This is a genomic window from Staphylococcus caeli (genome assembly GCF_051413795.1).
In the GTDB taxonomy this organism is placed as follows: Bacteria; Bacillota; Bacilli; order Staphylococcales; family Staphylococcaceae; genus Staphylococcus; species Staphylococcus caeli_A.
Genome location: NZ_JBOIRQ010000004.1, coordinates 36,620 through 57,799, shown reverse-complemented (window position 1 = coordinate 57,799; position 21,180 = coordinate 36,620). Strand labels below are relative to the sequence as shown.

The following is a 21,180-nucleotide window of genomic DNA, read 5'->3' as shown; positions in this document are numbered from 1 at the left end:
CCTTTATAAATTTAATGTTTTTTCTTCTTAATTGTTTGTCGGCCTATCCAAATTGCGATAACGAGCATATTAATGATCGAAATACAAACCATTGTATACCAATATTTAGGTCGATACTTAATAATGATTTCATGATCATCTTTATCAACAGGAACACCAGTCATCATATAGTTAACTTGGAAAGGTTTAATTTTTTTATTGCCGATATATGCATACATGCCTTCGCGATATGGAATATTAATCGCTGCGATGCCTTTTTGATGTCTTGTTAGTTTAACTTTAACCCCATTTTTAATATCCTTATAATGGCCTTGATTTGTACGAGATGCATGTGCGGATTTTAATTTTTTATAATCTTCACCATGCAAACGTTGTACTTCAAGATAGTAGGGTCCAGTTGGGCTTAATGATACATTAATATTACCGTTTGCATCAGGTTGCGCTCTATAAAGTTGAGTATCTACACCAGTACGATAAGTTGAATTGTTAAATAATCTATCATTTTTGTAGTTATTGATATTAATTGAATAATTACTGTCAGGTTGACCACGTTTAACCTTAAGCGTTAGATAAAAGTCTTTATAACGCTGTCTTAAGGCTTGTGGAATATGAATTTGTACATGACTATTTGCTTTAGAAATATAGACTTTATTATCGGGATTTTGCTTGATGTTATGGTAGCTTACATTCACTTTATCTAATAGGTTCTGTGCTTTATCTTGGTAAGTTTGTCCGTGATTATTTAAAATGACCCCATCTAACATGGCATGTTCTCTATCAATGGGTTCAGTCAATTGTTGCGCATTATACGTATTATTAGATACACGGACTGAAGGTAAGTTTAATTTATTTTCATATATATGATACTGACCTTCAGATTTAATTTTTTGAAAATATGTAGGCAAGTTTTGTTGGTAGTCTTTACGCATTAAATATTTGATTGAAAATAAACTGTTGATATTCTGACGTGCATTCGTTGATTGGTAACGACTGACAGATTCAGATTGCAGGTTGATTTTCAATTGGTCATAATAGAAATCTAAAATAGAATGATTGAAAATACTAGAATAAATGCTCAATCCTTTGAAATGTTGGTACATTGGCGTATTGTCCTGTTCATTAACACGCCAGTCGATGCGCTCATCTTCAGATTTATCTCGAGTCATTTCTGAAACAAGTTGACGTTGTAATGGTGTGTTAAAAAGACTAGCATTTACATAATATTTACTGGCACGATCTACATGATCTTCAAAATAGATTTGATTTCTAATAAAAACCATACTTACAAGGAAACCAAGTATTGCGATAGATAGTAGGAAACCATGTGTTAATTTTACGCGTGTGTGTGCATCTGTGATTAGTAAAATTAACATGCCGATAAGACTTACGATGGGTGTGAACCATACCCAAGCTACGACATCATCATAATACCACGCACAACCAATGATAAAACCTAATGCGACAATAGAAGGAAGTATGTATTGTTTTAATGACAATGTTCGAAAATATTTTACATATAAAGCAATTAGTATTGCAGCGTTAAATGCAATTAGGTAATGCCAGCGTTTTTGTGGTGCAGAAAAACCATTAAAAACTTGGTCAATGAATGGAAAAAAACTAGCTATGATTAGCACCAAAGTTCCAACAGCAAATAATCTGAAATAATAATGTTTATATAGTTTAAAGGATAATAGTGCTTGTATTGTTATGAAGAGAATGACAATTAAATAATTGTCATAAAATATGTTTGTGTTTTGATTAAAAGGTTCAAGTAAATCAACATTACCCTCGAAGGGAACACGTCTATTGTTAAAGTAACCCTGAATAGCCGGGAAAAAGAAAAATAAACTACAACCCAATGCTAAAATTGATGCGACTGATAATGTGATTATTGCTTTAAACCTTGTGATGATATCTTGCTGATGTTTGAAACATAATCTTATTGCAAAATAGCATATTCCTGTGAGTAATTGATAATATGCAAAATAAAAGTTATTAATCAGTGATACAACGACAATTATTATGAAAAGTCCAATCTTTCCTTGTTTTAAGAAACGTTCAATAGCTAATAATAATAAGGGCAGCCAAATGAAAATATCACTGAAAAATGGCCAATAGACTGTAAATCTAAAATATAATGGCGAGATGACAAATATAAAAGCAGCTAAAATTGAAATATATCGATTAATTGTTATGTAACGTACAAATGCAAATGTAGCACACATCGCAATTGCGGATTTAATAATAGAAATGATGAGCGCATTGGTCATCCAAAACATAATATCTGATGTCGCTAATGGTATAAAAAGTTTTAATACGATGATTATAAGTGCATTTATGATAAAAATGAGATTTGTCGAAAAGTAATAGGTAAGATCCGTAAAGAAATCTCCGCCTAATCCGAAATCAGTGGCGTAAAACAATTGTCCATGACGCCAGTTATCAAATAAATACATTTGAATAGGGACCATTTGTTCCATACCATCATTTGGCCCTGTAAAGAGTACACCGTCAAATACATATCTATAAATAACGTAACTATGACCTATGATAGCTAATAATATAAATAAGCAGACATATAAAAATTTGCGTTTCATAAGACAATCTCCTAAATATGTAATCTATTTACTTCATTGTAACTACTTTTTGAACATTTAGATAAAAATAACTATTATTTTCTATTAAAAAAATTAATTTTAGAAGTAGCTGTTAATTTTCCCAGAGAAAAATTGTGAAATCAAGTACTATTGCGTATCGAGTTGTCAGTTAAAGTAAGGAAGACTTTTATATTGGTTTTTAAAAGACGATCATTATTACATTTATGGTACATGAGATGTAATGATTAATAATTATTAAATATAACCTTAATTACTTAGATGAGATAAAATATTGTAAAATGAATAATGAACTGTAAATAGCATAGAATATTGTTTATAACCGAGCGACGTCATGTTATGATTTTAAAGTTGATAGTACGTAATTTTTAATATAATTAATAATATGGTTTTAAAAATTGACAGAAAGTATTACAAAAAGGAAAGGTGATATAAATGGTAATTCAATGGTATCCAGGACATATGGCCAAGGCTAAAAGAGAAGTCTCTGAGCAATTGAAAAAGGTTGATGTTGTATTTGAATTGGTTGATGCAAGAATTCCGTATAGTTCAAGAAATCCAATGATAGATGAAGTGATTCAGCAGAAACCACGTGTCGTTATATTAAATAAAAAAGATATGGCAAATTTAAAAGAACTAGCAAAGTGGGAATCATTCTTTAAAGATAAAGGTTTTTATCCAGTGGCAATTGACGCTAAACATGGTAAAGGTTTAAAACTAGTAGAACAAACAGCAATACGAGCGACAAAAGAGAAGTTTGAAAAAGAAAAACTAAAAGGATTAAAACCACGCGCGATTAGAGCGATGATTGTGGGGATTCCTAATGTAGGAAAATCAACATTAATAAATAAATTAGCAAATAAATCTATAGCAAAAACCGGAAATACACCAGGTGTAACGAAGCAACAACAATGGATTAAAGTGGGAAATGCATTACAATTATTAGATACACCTGGTATCTTATGGCCGAAATTCGAAGATCAACTTGTCGGCAAAAAACTAAGTGTAACAGGTGCTATCAAAGATAGTATTGTGCATTTAGATGAAGTAGCAATTTATGCATTAGATTTCCTGAAAGAACATGACTATGAAGGACTAAAACAACATTACAAAGTTGATGTGTCAAAAGATGCAGAAAACATAGAGTGGTTTGATGCAATTGGACGGAAACGTGGATTATTACGTCGTGGTAATGAAATTGATTATGAAGCGGTTATTGAGTTAATCATCCATGAAGTAAGAAATGCGAAAATAGGTACGTACACGTTTGACTTAATAAATGAAATGGACGTGTAACTCATATGAAAGAAACGATTCAAACAATTAAATTAGCGCTCCAAGACATTACTACGCTTAATGATTTAGCAACAACTAGATATCATGAAGACGCACGAAAAGGCGTACAAAATGCAATTGCGCAAAGACGCAAACAGTTAGAAAAAGAACAACAATTGTTTGACAATTATATTAAGATGACTGAATTTGAAAATGCAATTTTGGCAGAAAATGAACAAGCATTGATTTGCGGTATAGATGAAGTAGGGCGTGGTCCACTTGCTGGTCCAGTTGTTACAAGCGCAGTGATTTTAAATAAAAATCATCACTTTACAGGTTTAAACGATTCAAAAAAACTGTCTTCAAAGCAAAGAAATTCACTTGAAACTCAATTATTAAGTGAAGTACATGCGTATGCTTATGGACAAGCAACAGTTGAAGAAATAGATCGTTATAATATATATGAAGCTACAAAAATAGCGATGCTCAGGGCAATTGAAGCATTACCTGTGAAACCTACACATCTACTTGTAGATGCAATGACATTAGATATTGATATACCGCAAACATCTATTATTAAAGGAGATGCTAGAAGTGTATCGATTGCTGCCGCAAGCGTGCTAGCGAAAGAATATAGAGACAAATATATGCGTGAACTCGGTGACAAATATCCAGGGTATGGTTTTGATAAAAATGCAGGTTATGGCACTCAACAACATTTAGAAGGTATTAAAAATTATGGCATCTTAAATGAACATAGAAAAACATTTGAGCCAATTAAATCTCTCTTAAATTAATAGTTAAAATAAAATAATTGAAATAAGTAGGCTAAATCAGTTTACAATAGCGCTTTCATTTCTTATAATTGGTTATGAACTTAACCTAAGAAACAGGAGGATGGAGAATGAATATCCACGAGTATCAAGGTAAAGCAATATTTCGTTCTATGGGCGTTGCTGTCCCAGAAGGACGCGTAGCATATACTGCTGAAGAAGCAGTTGAAAAGGCAAAAGAATTAAATTCAAAAGTTTATGTGGTAAAAGCACAAATTCACGCAGGGGGTCGAGGTAAAGCAGGCGGTGTTAAAATCGCTAAATCGCTTTCCGAAGTTGAAACTTATGCTAATGAATTATTAGGTAAGACGCTTGTTACACATCAAACTGGTCCAGAAGGTAAAGAAGTTAAACGCCTTTACATAGAAGAGGGCTGCGATATTCAAAAAGAATATTATGTTGGTTTTGTAATTGATCGCGCAACAGACAGAGTTACTTTGATGGCTTCAGAAGAAGGCGGTACTGAAATTGAAGAAGTTGCTGCTGAAACACCTGAAAAAATATTCAAAGAAACAATCGATCCTGTTGTAGGATTAGCACCATACCAAGCTAGAAGAATTGCTTTTAACATTAATATTCCTAAAGAATCAATTAATAAAGCGGCTAAATTTTTAGTTTCACTTTATAATGTATTTATCGAAAAAGATTGCTCAATCGTTGAAATTAACCCACTTGTAACTACAGGTGAAGGTGAAGTTTTAGCTTTAGATGCAAAAGTTAACTTCGATGACAATGCGTTATTTAAACATAAAGATATCCAAGAATTACGTGATTTAGAAGAAGAAGATCCAAAAGAAATCGAAGCATCAAAATATGACTTATCTTATATCGCATTAGATGGAGACATTGGTTGTATGGTTAACGGTGCTGGTTTAGCAATGGCTACAATGGATACAATCAATCACTTTGGCGGAAATCCGGCTAACTTCCTTGACGTAGGGGGCGGCGCAACTAAAGAAAAAGTTACTGAAGCATTCAAAATCATCTTAGGTGATGAACATGTTAAAGGTATTTTCGTAAATATCTTTGGTGGCATCATGAAGTGTGACATTATTGCTGAAGGTATTGTCGCTGCCGTTAAAGAAGTTGAACTTACTTTACCATTAGTTGTACGTTTAGAAGGTACGAATGTTGAAAGAGGTAAAGAGATTCTTGAACAATCAGGATTAGCAATCGAACCAGCAGCTACTATGGCTGAAGGCGCACAAAAAATCGTAAAACTTGTTAAAGAAGCATAAGGAAAGGATGGGAGCACGAAGATGAGCGTATTTATTGATAAGAATACAAAAGTAATTGTACAAGGTATCACAGGGTCAACTGCCCTTTTCCATACAAAACAAATGCTTGAATATGGTACACAAATTGTTGCTGGGGTAACTCCAGGTAAAGGTGGACAAGTTGTAGAAGGCGTACCAGTTTTCAATACAGTTGAAGAAGCACAAAAAGAAACAGGTGCTACAGTTTCAGTAATCTATGTACCAGCACCATTTGCTGCTGATGCAATTTTAGAATGTATCGAAGCTGAATTAGACTTAGCAATCTGTATCACTGAACATATCCCAGTTATTGATATGATTAAAGTGAAACGTTTCTCAGAAGGTAAGAAAACACGTGTCGTAGGACCTAACTGTCCAGGTGTTATTACTGCTGACGAATGTAAAATTGGTATCATGCCAGGATATATTCATAAAAAAGGTCACGTAGGTGTTGTATCACGTTCTGGTACATTAACTTATGAAGCGGTTCACCAATTAACTGAAGAAGGTATTGGTCAAACGACTGCTGTCGGTATTGGCGGAGACCCAGTTAATGGAACAAACTTTATCGATGTATTAAAAGCATTCAATGAAGATGATGAAACAAAAGCGGTTGTTATGATTGGTGAAATCGGTGGTACTGCTGAAGAAGAAGCAGCTGAATGGATTAAAGCAAACATGACTAAACCAGTTGTAGGTTTCGTAGGTGGACAAACTGCACCTCCAGGTAAACGTATGGGCCATGCTGGTGCGATTATCTCAGGTGGTAAAGGTACTGCTGCAGAAAAAATCAAAACACTTAACAGTTGTGGCGTGAAAACTGCAGATACTCCATCAGAAATTGGAACAACATTAATTGATGCTGCTAAAGAAGCTGGCATTTATGAACAATTATTAACTGTAAAATAAGGTTTATTGTTTGTAATCAGCACAAATTCCGAGAATATGTCGGAGTTTGTGCTTTTTTGGGTTGTATTGTAATAAGTGAATATGTTTTATGAAAATAAAATCAATGTGCTACTGAAATTGATTTTACGAAATTACTCTTTAAAAAACTGTTACTTTTTAACGTGAATTGATGTTGAATTGTAAAATGAATTTAGCGTGATTTCCTTTATAATATTGCTTATAAAGGAGTGCGATGTTAATGAATGACACACACTATTTAAGACTTCGATTTGCAGGACTTTCTACGAAACAAATTTATCAACTACTTAATTTTTCTCCTGACTTTCTGTTAACTCATGATTTAGAACAAAAATATCTACTTAAACAATATTTAGCGACATTGAAATCTAAAAATAAAGATAAGATGTATCGAGCATTTCTAGAGTTTGATTTGGAACAATTGCAGCTTCAATTGAAATCATGGTATATCAATTATATAACCATCAATCATCAAGCTTATCCTCCATTACTAAGAGAAATCCACAATCCACCTGTAATACTGTTTTATAGGGGAGATTTAAATTTATTAAAATCACTTCAAACTCTTGCCATTATTGGCTCAAGAAAAGCCACAACATATACTTGGAACACACTTCAACAATTTTTTCCTTCATTTAAAAAGTATAATCTAACAATCGTGTCAGGTTTAGCACATGGAGCTGATAAAATGGCACATCAATGCGCTTTAAGTTTTCAACTGCCAACTATAGCAGTTTTAGGATTTGGGCATTTAAATCATTACCCACAATCTACTATAAACATTAGAAATGATATTGAGGCATCGGGTATTGTAATTAGTGAATACTTACCAACAGCTAAGCCATATAAATATCACTTTCCTGAACGTAATCGAATTATAAGTGGCCTATCTAAAGGTGTACTTATTACAGAATCAACAGTACATAGTGGTACGAGTATTACTACGAATTGTGCACTTGAACAAAATAGAGAAGTATATGTTTTACCTGGAGCAATTTTTAATAAAATGACTGAAGGCAATTTACGTAGTGCTCAGGAAGGTGCGAAAATTATAAGAACAGTAGATGATATTATAGATGATTATATTTAATAGATAATAAGTAAAGGTTTATCAAATGAAAATGAGTGTAAAGCCTAGTGATTGAAACTGTGCAGAAACTGTCAATATTTAGAGAGATTTTGTGAAATGCGGCTCTAAATTAAATCAACTTAAAATTAAAAACATTGACAAAAACAAAATACACCGTTTATCATTTATCTTTGTAATTAGAAAATGCAAGGGGGTAACTACTTTGGCAGAAAATTTAGTCATAGTTGAATCGCCTGCAAAAGCAAAAACCATTGAAAAATATTTAGGGAAAAAATATAAAGTCGTAGCATCAATGGGGCATGTAAGAGATTTGCCTCGTAGTCAAATGGGCGTAGATGCTGAAAATGATTATGAACCCAAATATATAACAATACGTGGTAAAGGGCCAGTTGTTAAAGAATTAAAAAAGCATGCTAAGAAAGCTAAAAAAATATTCTTAGCGAGTGACCCTGACCGTGAAGGTGAAGCGATTGCTTGGCATTTAGCAAATATATTAGATTTAGAAGACTCAAATGAAAATAGAGTAGTATTTAATGAAATAACAAAAGACGCTGTAAAAGATAGCTTTAAACATCCACGTGGTATTGAAATGGAATTAGTTGATGCGCAACAAGCACGACGTATTCTTGACCGTCTTGTTGGTTACAATATTTCACCAGTACTTTGGAAAAAAGTTAAAAAAGGTCTTTCAGCAGGCCGTGTGCAATCTGTTGCACTAAGGTTAGTTATTGATCGTGAAAATGAAATTAGAAACTTTAAACCAGAAGAATATTGGAAAATAGAAGGTGAGTTTAGATATAAAAAATCAAAATTCACAGCTAAATTTTTACATTTAAAAGATAAACCATTTAAACTAACTGAAAAAGCAGATGTAGAAAAAGTAACTACACAATTAGATGGCGATCAATTCGAAGTTACGAAAGTGACGAAGAAAGAAAAGACACGTTATCCAGCGAATCCTTTTACAACATCAACGTTACAACAAGAAGCAGCACGAAAATTAAATTTCAAAGCGCGTAAAACAATGATGTTAGCACAACAACTATATGAAGGTATTGATTTGAAAAGACAAGGTACTGTTGGTTTAATCACATATATGCGTACGGACTCAACAAGAATTTCTGATCAAGCAAAATCTGAAGCTCAAAATTATATTGAAGAAACATATGGGAAAAATTACACATCGAAACGGAAAGCAAAAGGTCAGGGAGATCAAGATGCCCATGAAGCAATTAGACCATCTAGTACTTTGCGTACACCGAATGAAATGAAACCATATTTAACGCGTGATCAACATAGATTGTACAAGTTGATTTGGGAAAGATTTGTAGCGAGTCAAATGGCACCTGCAATTTTAGATACAGTTGCAATGGACTTAACTCAAAATGATATAAAATTCCGTGCAAACGGCCAAACAATTAAGTTCAAAGGATTTATGACGTTATATGTTGAAACTAAAGACGATAGCGAAGATGGTAAAGATAATAAATTACCAAATATTGATGAAGGCGAAATGGTAACTGCTACTAAAATTGAACCTTCTCAACACTTTACTCAGCCACCACCACGTTATACGGAAGCACGTTTAGTAAAAACAATGGAAGAGCTAAAAATTGGTCGTCCATCAACATATGCACCAACGATTGATACAATCCAAAAAAGAAATTACGTTAAGAATGAAAGTAAACGATTTGTACCTACTGAATTAGGTGAAATTGTTCATGAACAAGTAAAAGATTACTTCCCTGAAATCATTGATGTCGATTTTACAGTTAACATGGAAACATTATTGGATAAGGTTGCTGATGGAGAAATTGGATGGAAGAAAGTTATTTCTGATTTCTATAGCAGTTTTAAACAAGATGTAGAACGTGCTGAGGAAGAAATGGAAAAGATAGAAATTAAAGATGAACCTGCAGGAGAAGATTGTGAATTATGTGGTTCGCCAATGGTTATTAAAATGGGGCGTTATGGTAAATTTATGGCTTGTTCTAATTTCCCAGATTGTCGTAACACTAAAGCAATTGTTAAAACAATTGGAGTTACTTGTCCTAAATGTAAAGAGGGCGATGTAGTAGAGCGTAAATCTAAGAAAAATCGCATATTCTATGGTTGTTCAAAATACCCAGAATGTGATTTTGTTAGTTGGGATAAACCAATAGGCCGTGCGTGTCCTAAGTGTGAAGACTACCTTGTTGAGAAAAAACAAGGCCGTAAGAGCCAAGTAGTATGTTCTAATTGTGATTATAAAGAAGAAGAACAGAAATAAATAACTGACTTTAATAAGAGATTTTTATGATTGATGGATACGATAGTAATAAATAAGCGCAACTTATGACACATATTTATAATAAAAGTGTATTTATAATTATGATACGATGTCTAAGTTGCTTTTTTGTATAGGAGGAAATAAAATGACTCAAGTTGTAAATGTAGTTGGGGCTGGCTTAGCTGGTTCTGAAGCCGCATATCAATTAGCGCAACGAGGCGTAAAAGTAAATTTAATTGAAATGAGACCTGTAAAACAAACACCAGCGCACCATACAGATAAATTTGCAGAACTCGTTTGTTCAAATTCATTAAGAGGTAATGCGCTAACAAATGCAGTTGGTGTACTAAAAGAAGAAATGAGACGTTTAGATTCTTTAATCATACGTGCTGCTGATAAAGCGCGAGTACCTGCAGGTGGTGCATTAGCTGTTGACCGTCATGATTTTGCTGGTTATATCACAGACACACTTAAGAATCATCCAAACATCACAGTATTAAATGAAGAAATTCATTCGATACCTGAAGGCTATACGATCATCGCAACTGGCCCGTTAACGACAGATAATTTAGCGAATGAGATAGTAGAAGCAACTGGAAAAGATCAATTGTATTTTTATGACGCAGCAGCACCAATTGTTGAAAAAGATAGCATCGATATGGATAAAGTATATTTAAAATCACGTTATGATAAAGGTGAAGCAGCATATTTAAACTGTCCTATGACAGAAGATGAATTCAATACATTTTATGATGCATTGATGGAAGCAGAAGTAGCGCCGGTCAATGAATTTGAAAAAGAAAAATACTTTGAAGGTTGTATGCCATTTGAAGTTATGGCTGAACGAGGTAGAAAAACGTTGCTATTTGGTCCTATGAAACCTGTAGGATTGGAAGATCCAAAGACTGGTAAAAGACCATATGCGGTCGTGCAGTTGCGCCAAGACGATGCGGCTGGAACACTTTACAATATCGTTGGTTTTCAAACGCATTTAAAATGGGGGGCACAAAAAGATGTAATTCGTCTTATTCCAGGTTTAGAAAATGTTGAAATCGTAAGATATGGTGTGATGCATAGAAATACTTTTATCAACTCTCCAGATGTTCTATCTGAAACTTACGAACTAAAAGGTAGAGAAACACTTTACTTTGCAGGTCAAATGACAGGCGTAGAAGGTTATGTGGAAAGTGCTGCTAGTGGATTAGTTGCTGGTATTAATGTGGCACATAAAATTTTAGATAAAGGTGAAGTTATTTTTCCACGAGAAACGATGATTGGAAGTATGGCTTATTATATATCACATGCTAAAAATGAGAAAAATTTCCAACCAATGAATGCTAATTTTGGTTTGCTTCCAACTTTAGAAAATAGAATTAAAGATAAAAAAGAACGTTATGAAACCTTGGCTAATCGTGCATTAACATATTTAGATAATTATAAACAGACATTGTAAAAGTATAATAGGTGATAATACTTTCGGAAAATTTTGAAAGTTCGCCTTAATTTAATAGATATTTTTCGCAGTCCCCTCTATCATTATGCTACAATTCATATTGATGGAGGGGTTTTTATTGGAAAAAATCCAAGAAGCATACTTATTTATGTTAAAAGTAGAACGACAGTTTTCGGAGCATACTTTAAAATCGTATCATGATGATTTAGCACAATTTAATGTGTTTTTAGCACAAGAACATTTATCACTGCTATCATTTGAATATAAAGATGCACGAAACTATCTAAGTTATCTATATTCAAAAAACTTGAAAAGAACGTCAGTTTCTCGTAAAATTTCAACGCTGAGAAGTTTTTATGAATATTGGATGACACAAGATGAAAGTGTTGTGAATCCTTTTATTCAACTTGTACACCCCAAAAAAGAACATTACTTACCGCATTTTTTTTATGAAGAAGAAATGGAAGCCCTATTCGATACAGTTGAAAATGATCTAAAAAAAGGGTTAAGAGATAGAGTGATATTGGAATTGCTGTATGCTACAGGAATAAGGGTGTCTGAATTAGTACATATCAAAACGCAGGATATTGATATGAATGCGCCAGGTGTAAAAGTACTAGGTAAAGGTGGTAAAGAACGCTTCATTCCGTTTGGCGAATTTTGTAAGCAAGGTATTGAAAGGTATATTACAACTTTCAAACCTAAATTGAATGCCAATCATGAATTTTTGTTAGTAAACATGAAGGGTGAACCAATTACTGAACGAGGTATACGCTATGTATTAAATGATGTGGTCAAACGTACAGCTGGTGTCACGGAGATACACCCACATAAATTAAGGCATACATTTGCAACGCATATGCTAAATCAAGGTGCAGATTTAAGAACAGTCCAATCTTTATTAGGACATGTGAATCTATCTACAACAGGTCGTTATACACATGTAACAAATGAACAATTACGAAAAGTATATTTAAACGCACATCCGCGTGCGAAAAAGGAGAAATAATTAATGAGTACATCTATTCATGCAACAACAATTTTTGCAGTACAACATAATGGCCATGCAGCAATGGCCGGAGATGGACAAGTGACATTAGGTGAACAGGTGATTATGAAACAAACTGCAAGAAAAGTGAGACGTTTATATAATGATAAAGTGCTAGCTGGATTTGCAGGCAGTGTGGCAGACGCATTTACATTGTTCGAAAAATTCGAAACTAAATTACAACAATTTGGTGGTAATTTAGAGCGAGCTGCAGTGGAATTAGCGCAAGAATGGCGTGGAGACAAACAATTAAGACAATTAGAAGCAATGCTCATTGTTATGGATGAATCATCTATTTTAGTAGTGAGTGGTACAGGTGAAGTTATTGCTCCAGATGACAACCTCATAGCTATTGGTTCAGGCGGTAATTATGCATTAAGTGCAGGTAGAGCACTAAAACGTAATGCAACACATTTAACTGCGAGTGAAATGGCATACGAAAGTTTAAAAGTAGCTTCAGATATATGTGTATTTACAAATGATCAAATCATCGTTGAAAAGTTATAGTTTAAATTATAAAATGAGGCATGTTACTAAATGTCATCCTATTTGATTGAGAGCCGCTAAAATGTTTAAACTATTAACTGAAAAATAAAACTAAGTTGAAAATTAAAAGAATTCAAAATAATGGAGGTATAGCAACGCATGGAGACAAATAGTATAAAGCTAACACCTAAAGATATTGTTTCGAAATTGAATGAGTATATCGTCGGACAAGATGATGCTAAAAGAAAAGTTGCGATTGCATTACGAAACCGATATAGAAGAAGTTTATTGTCAGAAGAAGAGAAGCAAGAGATCGCACCTAAGAATATTTTAATGATTGGTCCAACAGGTGTAGGTAAAACAGAAATTGCGAGACGTATGGCGAAAGTTGTCGGTGCACCTTTTATAAAAGTAGAAGCTACAAAATTTACTGAAGTTGGTTATGTTGGACGCGATGTTGAAAGTATGGTGAGAGATCTTGTAGACGTTGCGGTTAGACTTGTAAAAGAACAGAAGAAAGCATTAGTCAAAGATGAAGCAGAAGCAAAAGCTAATGAAAAATTAGTCAAATTACTTGTGCCTAGTATGAAGAAAAAAGCAAATAATAATAACAATAGTAATAATCCATTAGAGTCACTTTTTGGAGGAGCAATTCCTAATTTTGGTCAAAATAACGAAGAGGAAGATGAAGCACCAACTGAAGAAGTGAAAACAAAACGTTCTGAAATTAAACAACAACTTTTAAATGGCGCGCTCGAAGAAGAAAAAGTAAGATTGAAAGTTGAACAAGACCCTGCTGCAATGGGAATGTTAGGTACAAACCAAAATCAACAAATGCAAGATATGATGAATCAACTCATGCCGAAGAAAAAAGTTGAACGAGAACTACCTGTTAAAACTGCACGTAAAATACTAACAGACGAATATGCGGATGAATTGATTGACCAAGAAACTGCTAACCAAGAAGCAATTGAACTTGCAGAGCAAATGGGCATCATTTTTATTGATGAAATAGATAAGGTTGCTACAAATAATCAAAACTCTGGTCAAGATGTGTCACGTCAAGGTGTTCAAAGAGATATATTACCAATTCTTGAAGGTAGCATGGTTCAAACAAAGTATGGTACTGTTAATACTGAACATATGCTGTTTATTGGTGCGGGTGCATTTCACGTGTCTAAACCAAGTGATTTAATTCCTGAGTTACAAGGACGCTTCCCAATTCGTGTTGAACTGGAAAGTCTTTCAGTAGGAGATTTTGTCCGTATTTTAACAGAACCTAAGCTATCACTTATCAAACAATATGAGGCGTTGCTAGATACGGAACATGTCACAGTTAATTTTACTGACGAATCAATTAAACGATTAGCTGAAATTGCATTCAAAGTAAACCAAGATACAGATGACATTGGCGCCCGTCGACTGCATACAATACTTGAAAAAATGTTAGAAGATTTATCATTTGAAGCACCGAATATGCCTAATGCGGTTGTAGATATTACGCCACAGTACGTTGATGATAAGTTGAAATCAATTTCAATAAATAAAGATTTAAGTGCATTTATCTTATAATATAAATATAAAGGAGCAGTAATATGAGCTTATTATCGAAAACAAGAGAATTAAATACACTTTTGCAAAAACATAAAGGTATTGCCGTAGATTTTAAAGATGTCGCACAAACAATCAGTAATGTCACAGTTACTAATGTATTTATCGTATCTAGAAAAGGAAAAATTTTAGGTTCAAACTTGAATGAGCTGTTGAAAAATGAACGTATAATTCAAATGCTTGAAAATAGACATATTCCTGTTGAGTATACGGATCAATTAATGGATGTTAGAGAAACACAATCTAACATTGGTATTGATAACGTACTTACTGTATTCCCACCGGAAAACAAAGACTTATTTGGCGAAAGTAGAACGACAATTTTCCCTATTTTAGGTGGCGGTGAAAGATTAGGTACTTTAGTTCTAGGCCGTGTGACTGAAGATTTCTCAGAAAATGATTTAGTTCTTGGCGAATATGCAGCAACTGTTATTGGTATGGAAATTTTACGTGAGAAGCATAATGAAGTTGAGCAAGAAGCACGAGACAAAGCAGCGATAAGTATGGCAATCAACTCATTATCTTACTCTGAGAGTGAAGCGATTGAGCATATTTTTGAAGAATTAGGCGGTAAAGAAGGTTTATTAATTGCTTCAAAAGTAGCGGATAGAGTAGGAATTACACGTTCTGTAATCGTGAATGCCTTACGTAAACTTGAAAGTGCAGGTGTAATTGAATCACGTTCACTTGGTATGAAAGGTACATTTATTAAAGTTAAAAAAGAAAAATTCTTAGATGAACTTGAAAGAATTAAATAATAGACGGATGTAATCCACATACAGTTTATGTTGAGCCTAAGATGCCCTTGTATCTTGGGCTTAATCTCTGAAAGATCATAAATCGCATCAGTTAAAAATGTATTTATTTTTATTTTGAACAACGTCTTATAGTAATCTATTTAAGTTAAAATAAATGCATAAATAACTGATTTGAAAGTGTTGATTTATAGATACAAATATGATATATTTATTGACGGCTATGAAGCCAATACACACATAAAGAGTGAAAGTATAAAGGGTGCGATATTTATTTGTCGTGTTTATATGAGCTTTTTATGGAGGTAATAAACCAATAGGAGGATTTTTATTATGGCAGTAATTTCAATGAAACAATTGCTAGAAGCAGGTGTTCACTTCGGTCACCAAACACGCCGTTGGAACCCAAAAATGAAGAGATACATTTTCACTGAAAGAAACGGTATCTATATTATCGATTTACAAAAAACAGTGAAAAAAGTAGAGGAAGCTTATAACTTCATCAAACAAGTATCAGAAGATGGCGGAAAAGTTTTATTCGTTGGTACTAAAAAACAAGCACAAGAATCAGTTAAAGCTGAAGCAGAACGTGCGGGTCAATTCTATGTTAACCAAAGATGGTTAGGTGGAATTTTAACTAACTATAAAACAATTTCTAAACGTATCAAACGCATCTCTGAAATTGAAAAAATGGAAGAAGATGGCTTATTCGAAGTATTACCTAAAAAAGAAGTTGTAGAACTTAAAAAAGAATATGACCGTTTAATTAAATTCTTAGGCGGAATTCGTGATATGAAATCTATGCCTCAAGCATTATTTGTTGTTGACCCTCGTAAAGAGCGCAACGCAATTGCTGAAGCACGCAAATTACACATCCCAATCGTAGGTATTGTAGATACTAACTGCGACCCAGATGAAATTGATTACGTTATCCCTGCAAACGATGATGCTATCCGTGCCGTTAAATTATTAACTGGTAAAATGGCAGATGCAATCTTAGAAGGTCAACAAGGTGTATCAAATGAAGAAGTAGCAGCAGAACAAAACATTGATTTAAATGAATCAAAAGAAGCTACTGAAGCAGAAACAACTGAAGAAAACACTTCTGTTGAATCAAACTAAGAATAATGTAAAATGGGTGATAAGATATTTAAGCTTATCACCTTTTTTTAAAATAAATATAATAAAATTCATTAAATAATGGAGGAATTTGAAATGGCAATTTCAGCTAAACTTGTAAAAGAATTACGTGAAAAAACTGGCGCTGGTATGATGGATTGTAAAAAAGCGTTAACAGAAACTGATGGTGACATCGACAAAGCGATCGATTTCCTACGTGAAAAAGGTATCGCTAAAGCTGCTAAAAAATCTGACCGTATTGCGGCAGAAGGTTTAGTACATGTTGAAGAAAGAGGCAACGAAGCAGCAATTGTAGAAATTAATTCTGAAACTGACTTCGTAGCACGTAACGAAGGTTTCCAACAATTAGTAAAAGAAATTGCTATTCAAGTATTAGACACTAAAGTAGATACAGTTGAAGCGTTATTAGAAACTAACTTACCTGATGGTAAATCTGTAGATCAACGCGTAAAAGAAGCAATTTCAACTATCGGAGAAAAATTAAGCATTCGTCGTTTTGCTATCAGAACAAAAACTGACAATGATGCTTTTGGTGCTTATTTACACATGGGCGGTCGTATTGGTGTATTAACTGTCGTTGAAGGTTCAACTGATGGTGAAGCAGCTAAAGACGTAGCAATGCACATCGCTGCGATTAACCCTAAATATGTTTCTTCTGAACAAGTAAGTGAAGAAGAAATTGCACATGAAAGAGAAGTATTAAAACAACAAGCGCTTAATGAAGGTAAACCAGAAAACATCGTAGAAAAAATGGTAGAAGGCCGTTTACGTAAATATTTACAAGAAATTTGTGCAGTTGACCAAAACTTTGTAAAAGATCCTGATCAAACAGTTGAAGCTTTCTTAAAATCTAAAGGTGGTAAACTAGTTGACTTCGTACGTTATGAAGTAGGCGAAGGTATGGAAAAACGTGAAGAAAACTTTGCTGACGAAGTTAAAGGACAAATGAAATAATTTTTCATAGTTTAGACAAGTAAGAAGACACCTTTTGTGCTCCGTATGAAAGATTCACTTTTGTATTGGAAGACCTATTGTGTCTTCTTTACTTGTATAATTTACATATTTTTACAATAGAGAGGATAAGACAATGGCTCAAACTTCTAAATACGAACGTGTTGTATTAAAATTAAGTGGCGAAGCACTCGCAGGTGAAGATGGATTTGGAATCAATCCAATTATAATTAAAAGTGTAGCAGAACAAGTTGCTGAAGTAGCAAAAATGGATTGCGAAATTGCTGTTATTGTTGGTGGAGGTAACATTTGGAGAGGTAAAACTGGTAGTGACTTAGGTATGGATCGTGGTACAGCAGACTACATGGGTATGCTTGCTACGGTTATGAATGCTTTAGCATTACAAGATAGCCTCGAACAATTAGATTGCGATACACGTGTTTTAACTTCAATAGAAATGAAACAAGTAGCAGAACCATATATTCGTCGTCGTGCAATTAGACATTTAGAAAAGAAACGTGTTGTAATATTTGCAGCTGGTATTGGTAACCCTTACTTCTCTACAGATACTACTGCAGCTTTACGTGCTGCTGAAGTAGAAGCTGACGTCATTTTAATGGGTAAAAATAATGTTGATGGTGTTTATTCAGCAGATCCTAAAGTTGACCCAAATGCAATCAAATATGAACATTTAACACATATTCAAATGTTGCAAGAAGGATTACAAGTCATGGATTCAACAGCTTCATCATTCTGTATGGATAATAATATTCCATTGAATGTCTTCTCTATAACAGAAGAAGGTAACATTAAACGTGCTGTTATGGGCGAAAAAATAGGAACGTTAATTACAAAATAATTAGAGGTGTATGACTATGAGTGACATTATTAATGAAACAAAATCAAAAATGCAAAAATCTATAGATAACCTTTCAAGAGAATTAGCAAATATCAGTGCGGGTAGAGCCAATTCTAACTTACTCAATGGAGTTAATGTTGACTATTATGGTGCTCCAACACCAGTTCAACAACTTGCAAGTATCAATGTTCCAGAAGCACGTTTATTAGTTATTTCTCCTTATGATAAAACATCACTTGGAAATATAGAAAAAGCTATCAACGCAGCGAACTTAGGTGTTAATCCATCAAGTGATGGCGAAGTTATTCGCATCAGTGTTCCTGCATTAACAGAAGAACGTCGTAAAGAGTTAGTTAAAGAAGTAAAGAAAACTGGCGAAGATGCGAAAGTTGCAGTAAGAAACGTACGTCGTGACACAAACGACGAACTTAAAAAACAACAAAAAAATGCTGACATCACTGAAGATGACTTAAGATCTCAAACAGACGATGTCCAAAAGCTAACTGACGATTCAATTAAAGAAATTGATAAATTGTTAGAAGAAAAAGAACAAGATATTATGTCAGTATAAACATGGTAAGGATGATAAGCTTCAATTTAGAGATTACGGTATTGTTATACTAATGAAATCGTCCAAAAAGAAGCTAATCATATTTTATCTGAACTGTATCAAATCAGACTTTGGTACAGTTTTTTTATTTGTTTATTCAATGCATCTATCTATTATGATAAAATGGTAGATAATTGCATCTAGAACCAATTATAATAAACATAGATGATCACGCTCGGAGGAAATACCATGTTTAAAAAGTTAATGAAGAAGAAAAAAAATCTGCCAACCATATCCAACTTTGAATTGGAATTACATAACATACCTGAACATGTGGCTATCATTATGGATGGTAATGGTCGTTGGGCTAAACAAAGAAAATTGCCTAGAATTAAAGGTCACTATCAGGGTATGCAAACCGTAAAAAAAATCACTAAAGTTGCAAGTGATTTGGGAATAAAATATTTAACATTGTATGCATTTTCTACAGAAAATTGGACGCGACCTGAAAGTGAAGTCAACTATATCATGAACTTACCAGTTAACTTTTTAAAAACATTTCTACCAGAGTTGATAGAAAATAATGTAAAAGTTGAGACAATTGGATTTATGGAATATTTGCCAACTTCTACACTTAAAGCAATTGCTAAAGCGAAAGAGGAAACGAAGCACAATACTGGCTTGAAATTAATTTTTGCAATTAATTATGGTGGCCGCGCAGAAATTGTAAACAGTGTGAAATCAATCTATGATCAATTAACTGCTAAAGGTTTAACGAGTGATGAAATTACAGAACAGATGATTGATGACCATTTGATGACCCACGCTTATCCAGATCCAGATTTATTGATAAGAACATCAGGTGAACAGAGAATTAGTAATTTCCTAATCTGGCAAGTATCTTATAGTGAATTTATTTTCAACGATAAATTATGGCCAGATTTTGATAAAGAGGAATTAATAAATTGTATTAAAATTTATCAATCACGACAACGTCGATTCGGTGGATTATAAATAGTTAGGAGAATAGTATGAAAGTTAGAACTTTAACGGCAATCATAGCGCTTATCGTGTTCCTCCCTGTATTATTAAAGGGCGGCTTTATACTAATGCTATTTTCATATTTATTAGCGTTCATAGCTTTAAAAGAATTGCTCAATATGAATATGATTAAGTTCTTATCCATTCCAGGAATAATAAGTGCATTAGGTATTTTAATTATTATGTTACCTCAAGATGCGGGTAGCTGGGTGAATGATCTTCAGTTGAAATCTTTAATCGCAATGAGTTTTATTTTATTAAGTTATACCGTACTTTCGAAAAATAGATTTAGTTTTATGGATGCGGCATTCTGTCTCATGTCTATCGCTTATGTCGGTATCGGCTTTATGTATTTATATGAAACTCGTTCAGAAGGCCTACATTACATATTATTTGCGTTTCTAGTCGTATGGTTAACGGATACAGGTGCTTATATCTTCGGTAGATTAATGGGTAAACACAAATTATGGCCAGTAATCAGCCCGAATAAAACGGTTGAAGGCTTTGTTGGTGGACTGATTTGTAGTCTTATCGTTCCGCTTGTTATGATGTTGTTTGTTGATTTTAATACAGCATTATGGTTATTACTCATCATTACCATTATATTAAGTATGTTTGGTCAATTAGGTGACTTAGTTGAGTCAGGCTTTAAACGTCATTTCGGTGTTAAAGATTCAGGTAGAATTCTGCCAGGTCATGGTGGTATATTGGATCGTTTCGATAGCTTTATGTTTGTACTACCTTTATTAAATATCTTGTTAATACAAATTTAAAAATAGTGAGATAGTATTAAATAATTGGATATAAATTTGCTAGGAGTTAATGAATGTGGACCCTGTGTATTGCACGGTTTCTACTGTTCTTAACTCCTTTTGACAAGGTGGACATTTTGTAGATTTGCTATCATATCCAAACACTATTTTTGGGAAAAGGATATGGTTATATATTAAAGTTACGTGTGTCATAACATAGAGATATGTTATACTTTTATAACCTAAAGTGCGACGAATTAGAATACTAT

Annotated in this window: 18 protein-coding genes; 17 read left to right on the top strand and 1 reads right to left on the bottom strand. The window is 33.5% G+C overall.

The window, feature by feature from the left end:
• Nucleotides 1–11: 11 nt before the first annotated feature.
• On the bottom strand, nucleotides 12–2,597 hold the full coding sequence (locus ACSULM_RS03635; protein WP_436860662.1) for a YfhO family protein: 2,586 nt from the start codon (nucleotides 2,595–2,597) through the stop codon (nucleotides 12–14).
• A gap of 453 nt (nucleotides 2,598–3,050) precedes the next feature.
• On the opposite strand from ACSULM_RS03635, the gene ylqF reads away from it, so the two are divergent.
• The 17 genes from ylqF (at nucleotide 3,051) to ACSULM_RS03550 (ending at nucleotide 20,932) form a co-directional block, all read left to right on the top strand.
• Complete coding sequence (gene ylqF / locus ACSULM_RS03630; protein WP_436860660.1) at nucleotides 3,051–3,911, top strand: ribosome biogenesis GTPase YlqF; 861 nt, start codon at nucleotides 3,051–3,053, stop codon at nucleotides 3,909–3,911.
• 5 nt (nucleotides 3,912–3,916) lie between these two features.
• On the top strand, nucleotides 3,917–4,687 hold the full coding sequence (locus tag ACSULM_RS03625; protein ID WP_436860657.1) for a ribonuclease HII: 771 nt from the start codon (nucleotides 3,917–3,919) through the stop codon (nucleotides 4,685–4,687).
• A gap of 107 nt (nucleotides 4,688–4,794) precedes the next feature.
• Nucleotides 4,795–5,961, top strand: coding sequence for an ADP-forming succinate--CoA ligase subunit beta (sucC, locus tag ACSULM_RS03620; protein WP_436853686.1), 1,167 nt, complete (start codon nucleotides 4,795–4,797; stop codon nucleotides 5,959–5,961).
• A gap of 21 nt (nucleotides 5,962–5,982) precedes the next feature.
• Nucleotides 5,983–6,888: a succinate--CoA ligase subunit alpha gene (gene sucD, locus ACSULM_RS03615; RefSeq protein WP_436853687.1), complete on the top strand. Its 906-nt coding sequence runs from the start codon at nucleotides 5,983–5,985 to the stop codon at nucleotides 6,886–6,888.
• Nucleotides 6,889–7,126: 238 nt separating this feature from the next.
• Nucleotides 7,127–7,996, top strand: a complete 870-nt coding sequence (gene dprA, locus ACSULM_RS03610; protein WP_436860655.1) for a DNA-processing protein DprA — start codon at nucleotides 7,127–7,129, stop codon at nucleotides 7,994–7,996.
• 202 nt (nucleotides 7,997–8,198) lie between these two features.
• On the top strand, nucleotides 8,199–10,265 hold the full coding sequence (gene topA, locus ACSULM_RS03605; protein ID WP_436860653.1) for a type I DNA topoisomerase: 2,067 nt from the start codon (nucleotides 8,199–8,201) through the stop codon (nucleotides 10,263–10,265).
• Nucleotides 10,266–10,410: 145 nt separating this feature from the next.
• Complete coding sequence (gene trmFO, locus ACSULM_RS03600; RefSeq protein WP_436853690.1) at nucleotides 10,411–11,718, top strand: FADH(2)-oxidizing methylenetetrahydrofolate--tRNA-(uracil(54)-C(5))-methyltransferase TrmFO; 1,308 nt, start codon at nucleotides 10,411–10,413, stop codon at nucleotides 11,716–11,718.
• Nucleotides 11,719–11,836: 118 nt separating this feature from the next.
• Complete coding sequence (gene xerC / locus ACSULM_RS03595) at nucleotides 11,837–12,727, top strand: tyrosine recombinase XerC (RefSeq protein WP_436860651.1); 891 nt, start codon at nucleotides 11,837–11,839, stop codon at nucleotides 12,725–12,727.
• A 3-nt stretch (nucleotides 12,728–12,730) separates the two neighbouring features.
• Nucleotides 12,731–13,273, top strand: a complete 543-nt coding sequence (hslV, locus tag ACSULM_RS03590) for an ATP-dependent protease subunit HslV (protein WP_436860649.1) — start codon at nucleotides 12,731–12,733, stop codon at nucleotides 13,271–13,273.
• Nucleotides 13,274–13,411: 138 nt separating this feature from the next.
• Nucleotides 13,412–14,824, top strand: a complete 1,413-nt coding sequence (gene hslU, locus ACSULM_RS03585; protein WP_436860648.1) for an ATP-dependent protease ATPase subunit HslU — start codon at nucleotides 13,412–13,414, stop codon at nucleotides 14,822–14,824.
• A 23-nt stretch (nucleotides 14,825–14,847) separates the two neighbouring features.
• Entirely contained in the window at nucleotides 14,848–15,621 is a 774-nt protein-coding gene (gene codY / locus ACSULM_RS03580; RefSeq protein WP_436853694.1) for a GTP-sensing pleiotropic transcriptional regulator CodY, read from the top strand.
• Between the two features lie 330 nt (nucleotides 15,622–15,951).
• On the top strand, nucleotides 15,952–16,740 hold the full coding sequence (gene rpsB / locus ACSULM_RS03575) for a 30S ribosomal protein S2 (RefSeq protein WP_069995764.1): 789 nt from the start codon (nucleotides 15,952–15,954) through the stop codon (nucleotides 16,738–16,740).
• A 93-nt stretch (nucleotides 16,741–16,833) separates the two neighbouring features.
• Entirely contained in the window at nucleotides 16,834–17,712 is an 879-nt protein-coding gene (gene tsf / locus ACSULM_RS03570) for a translation elongation factor Ts (RefSeq protein ID WP_436860645.1), read from the top strand.
• A 133-nt stretch (nucleotides 17,713–17,845) separates the two neighbouring features.
• On the top strand, nucleotides 17,846–18,568 hold the full coding sequence (gene pyrH / locus ACSULM_RS03565; RefSeq protein ID WP_436853697.1) for a UMP kinase: 723 nt from the start codon (nucleotides 17,846–17,848) through the stop codon (nucleotides 18,566–18,568).
• A 16-nt stretch (nucleotides 18,569–18,584) separates the two neighbouring features.
• The gene (gene frr / locus ACSULM_RS03560; protein WP_436853698.1) at nucleotides 18,585–19,139 is read left to right on the top strand and encodes a ribosome recycling factor; all 555 of its coding nucleotides are present in this window, start codon (nucleotides 18,585–18,587) and stop codon (nucleotides 19,137–19,139) included.
• A 228-nt stretch (nucleotides 19,140–19,367) separates the two neighbouring features.
• Nucleotides 19,368–20,132, top strand: coding sequence for an isoprenyl transferase (locus ACSULM_RS03555; protein WP_436860643.1), 765 nt, complete (start codon nucleotides 19,368–19,370; stop codon nucleotides 20,130–20,132).
• Between the two features lie 17 nt (nucleotides 20,133–20,149).
• Entirely contained in the window at nucleotides 20,150–20,932 is a 783-nt protein-coding gene (locus tag ACSULM_RS03550; RefSeq protein ID WP_436853700.1) for a phosphatidate cytidylyltransferase, read from the top strand.
• The last annotated feature ends 248 nt before the right edge of the window (nucleotides 20,933–21,180 follow it).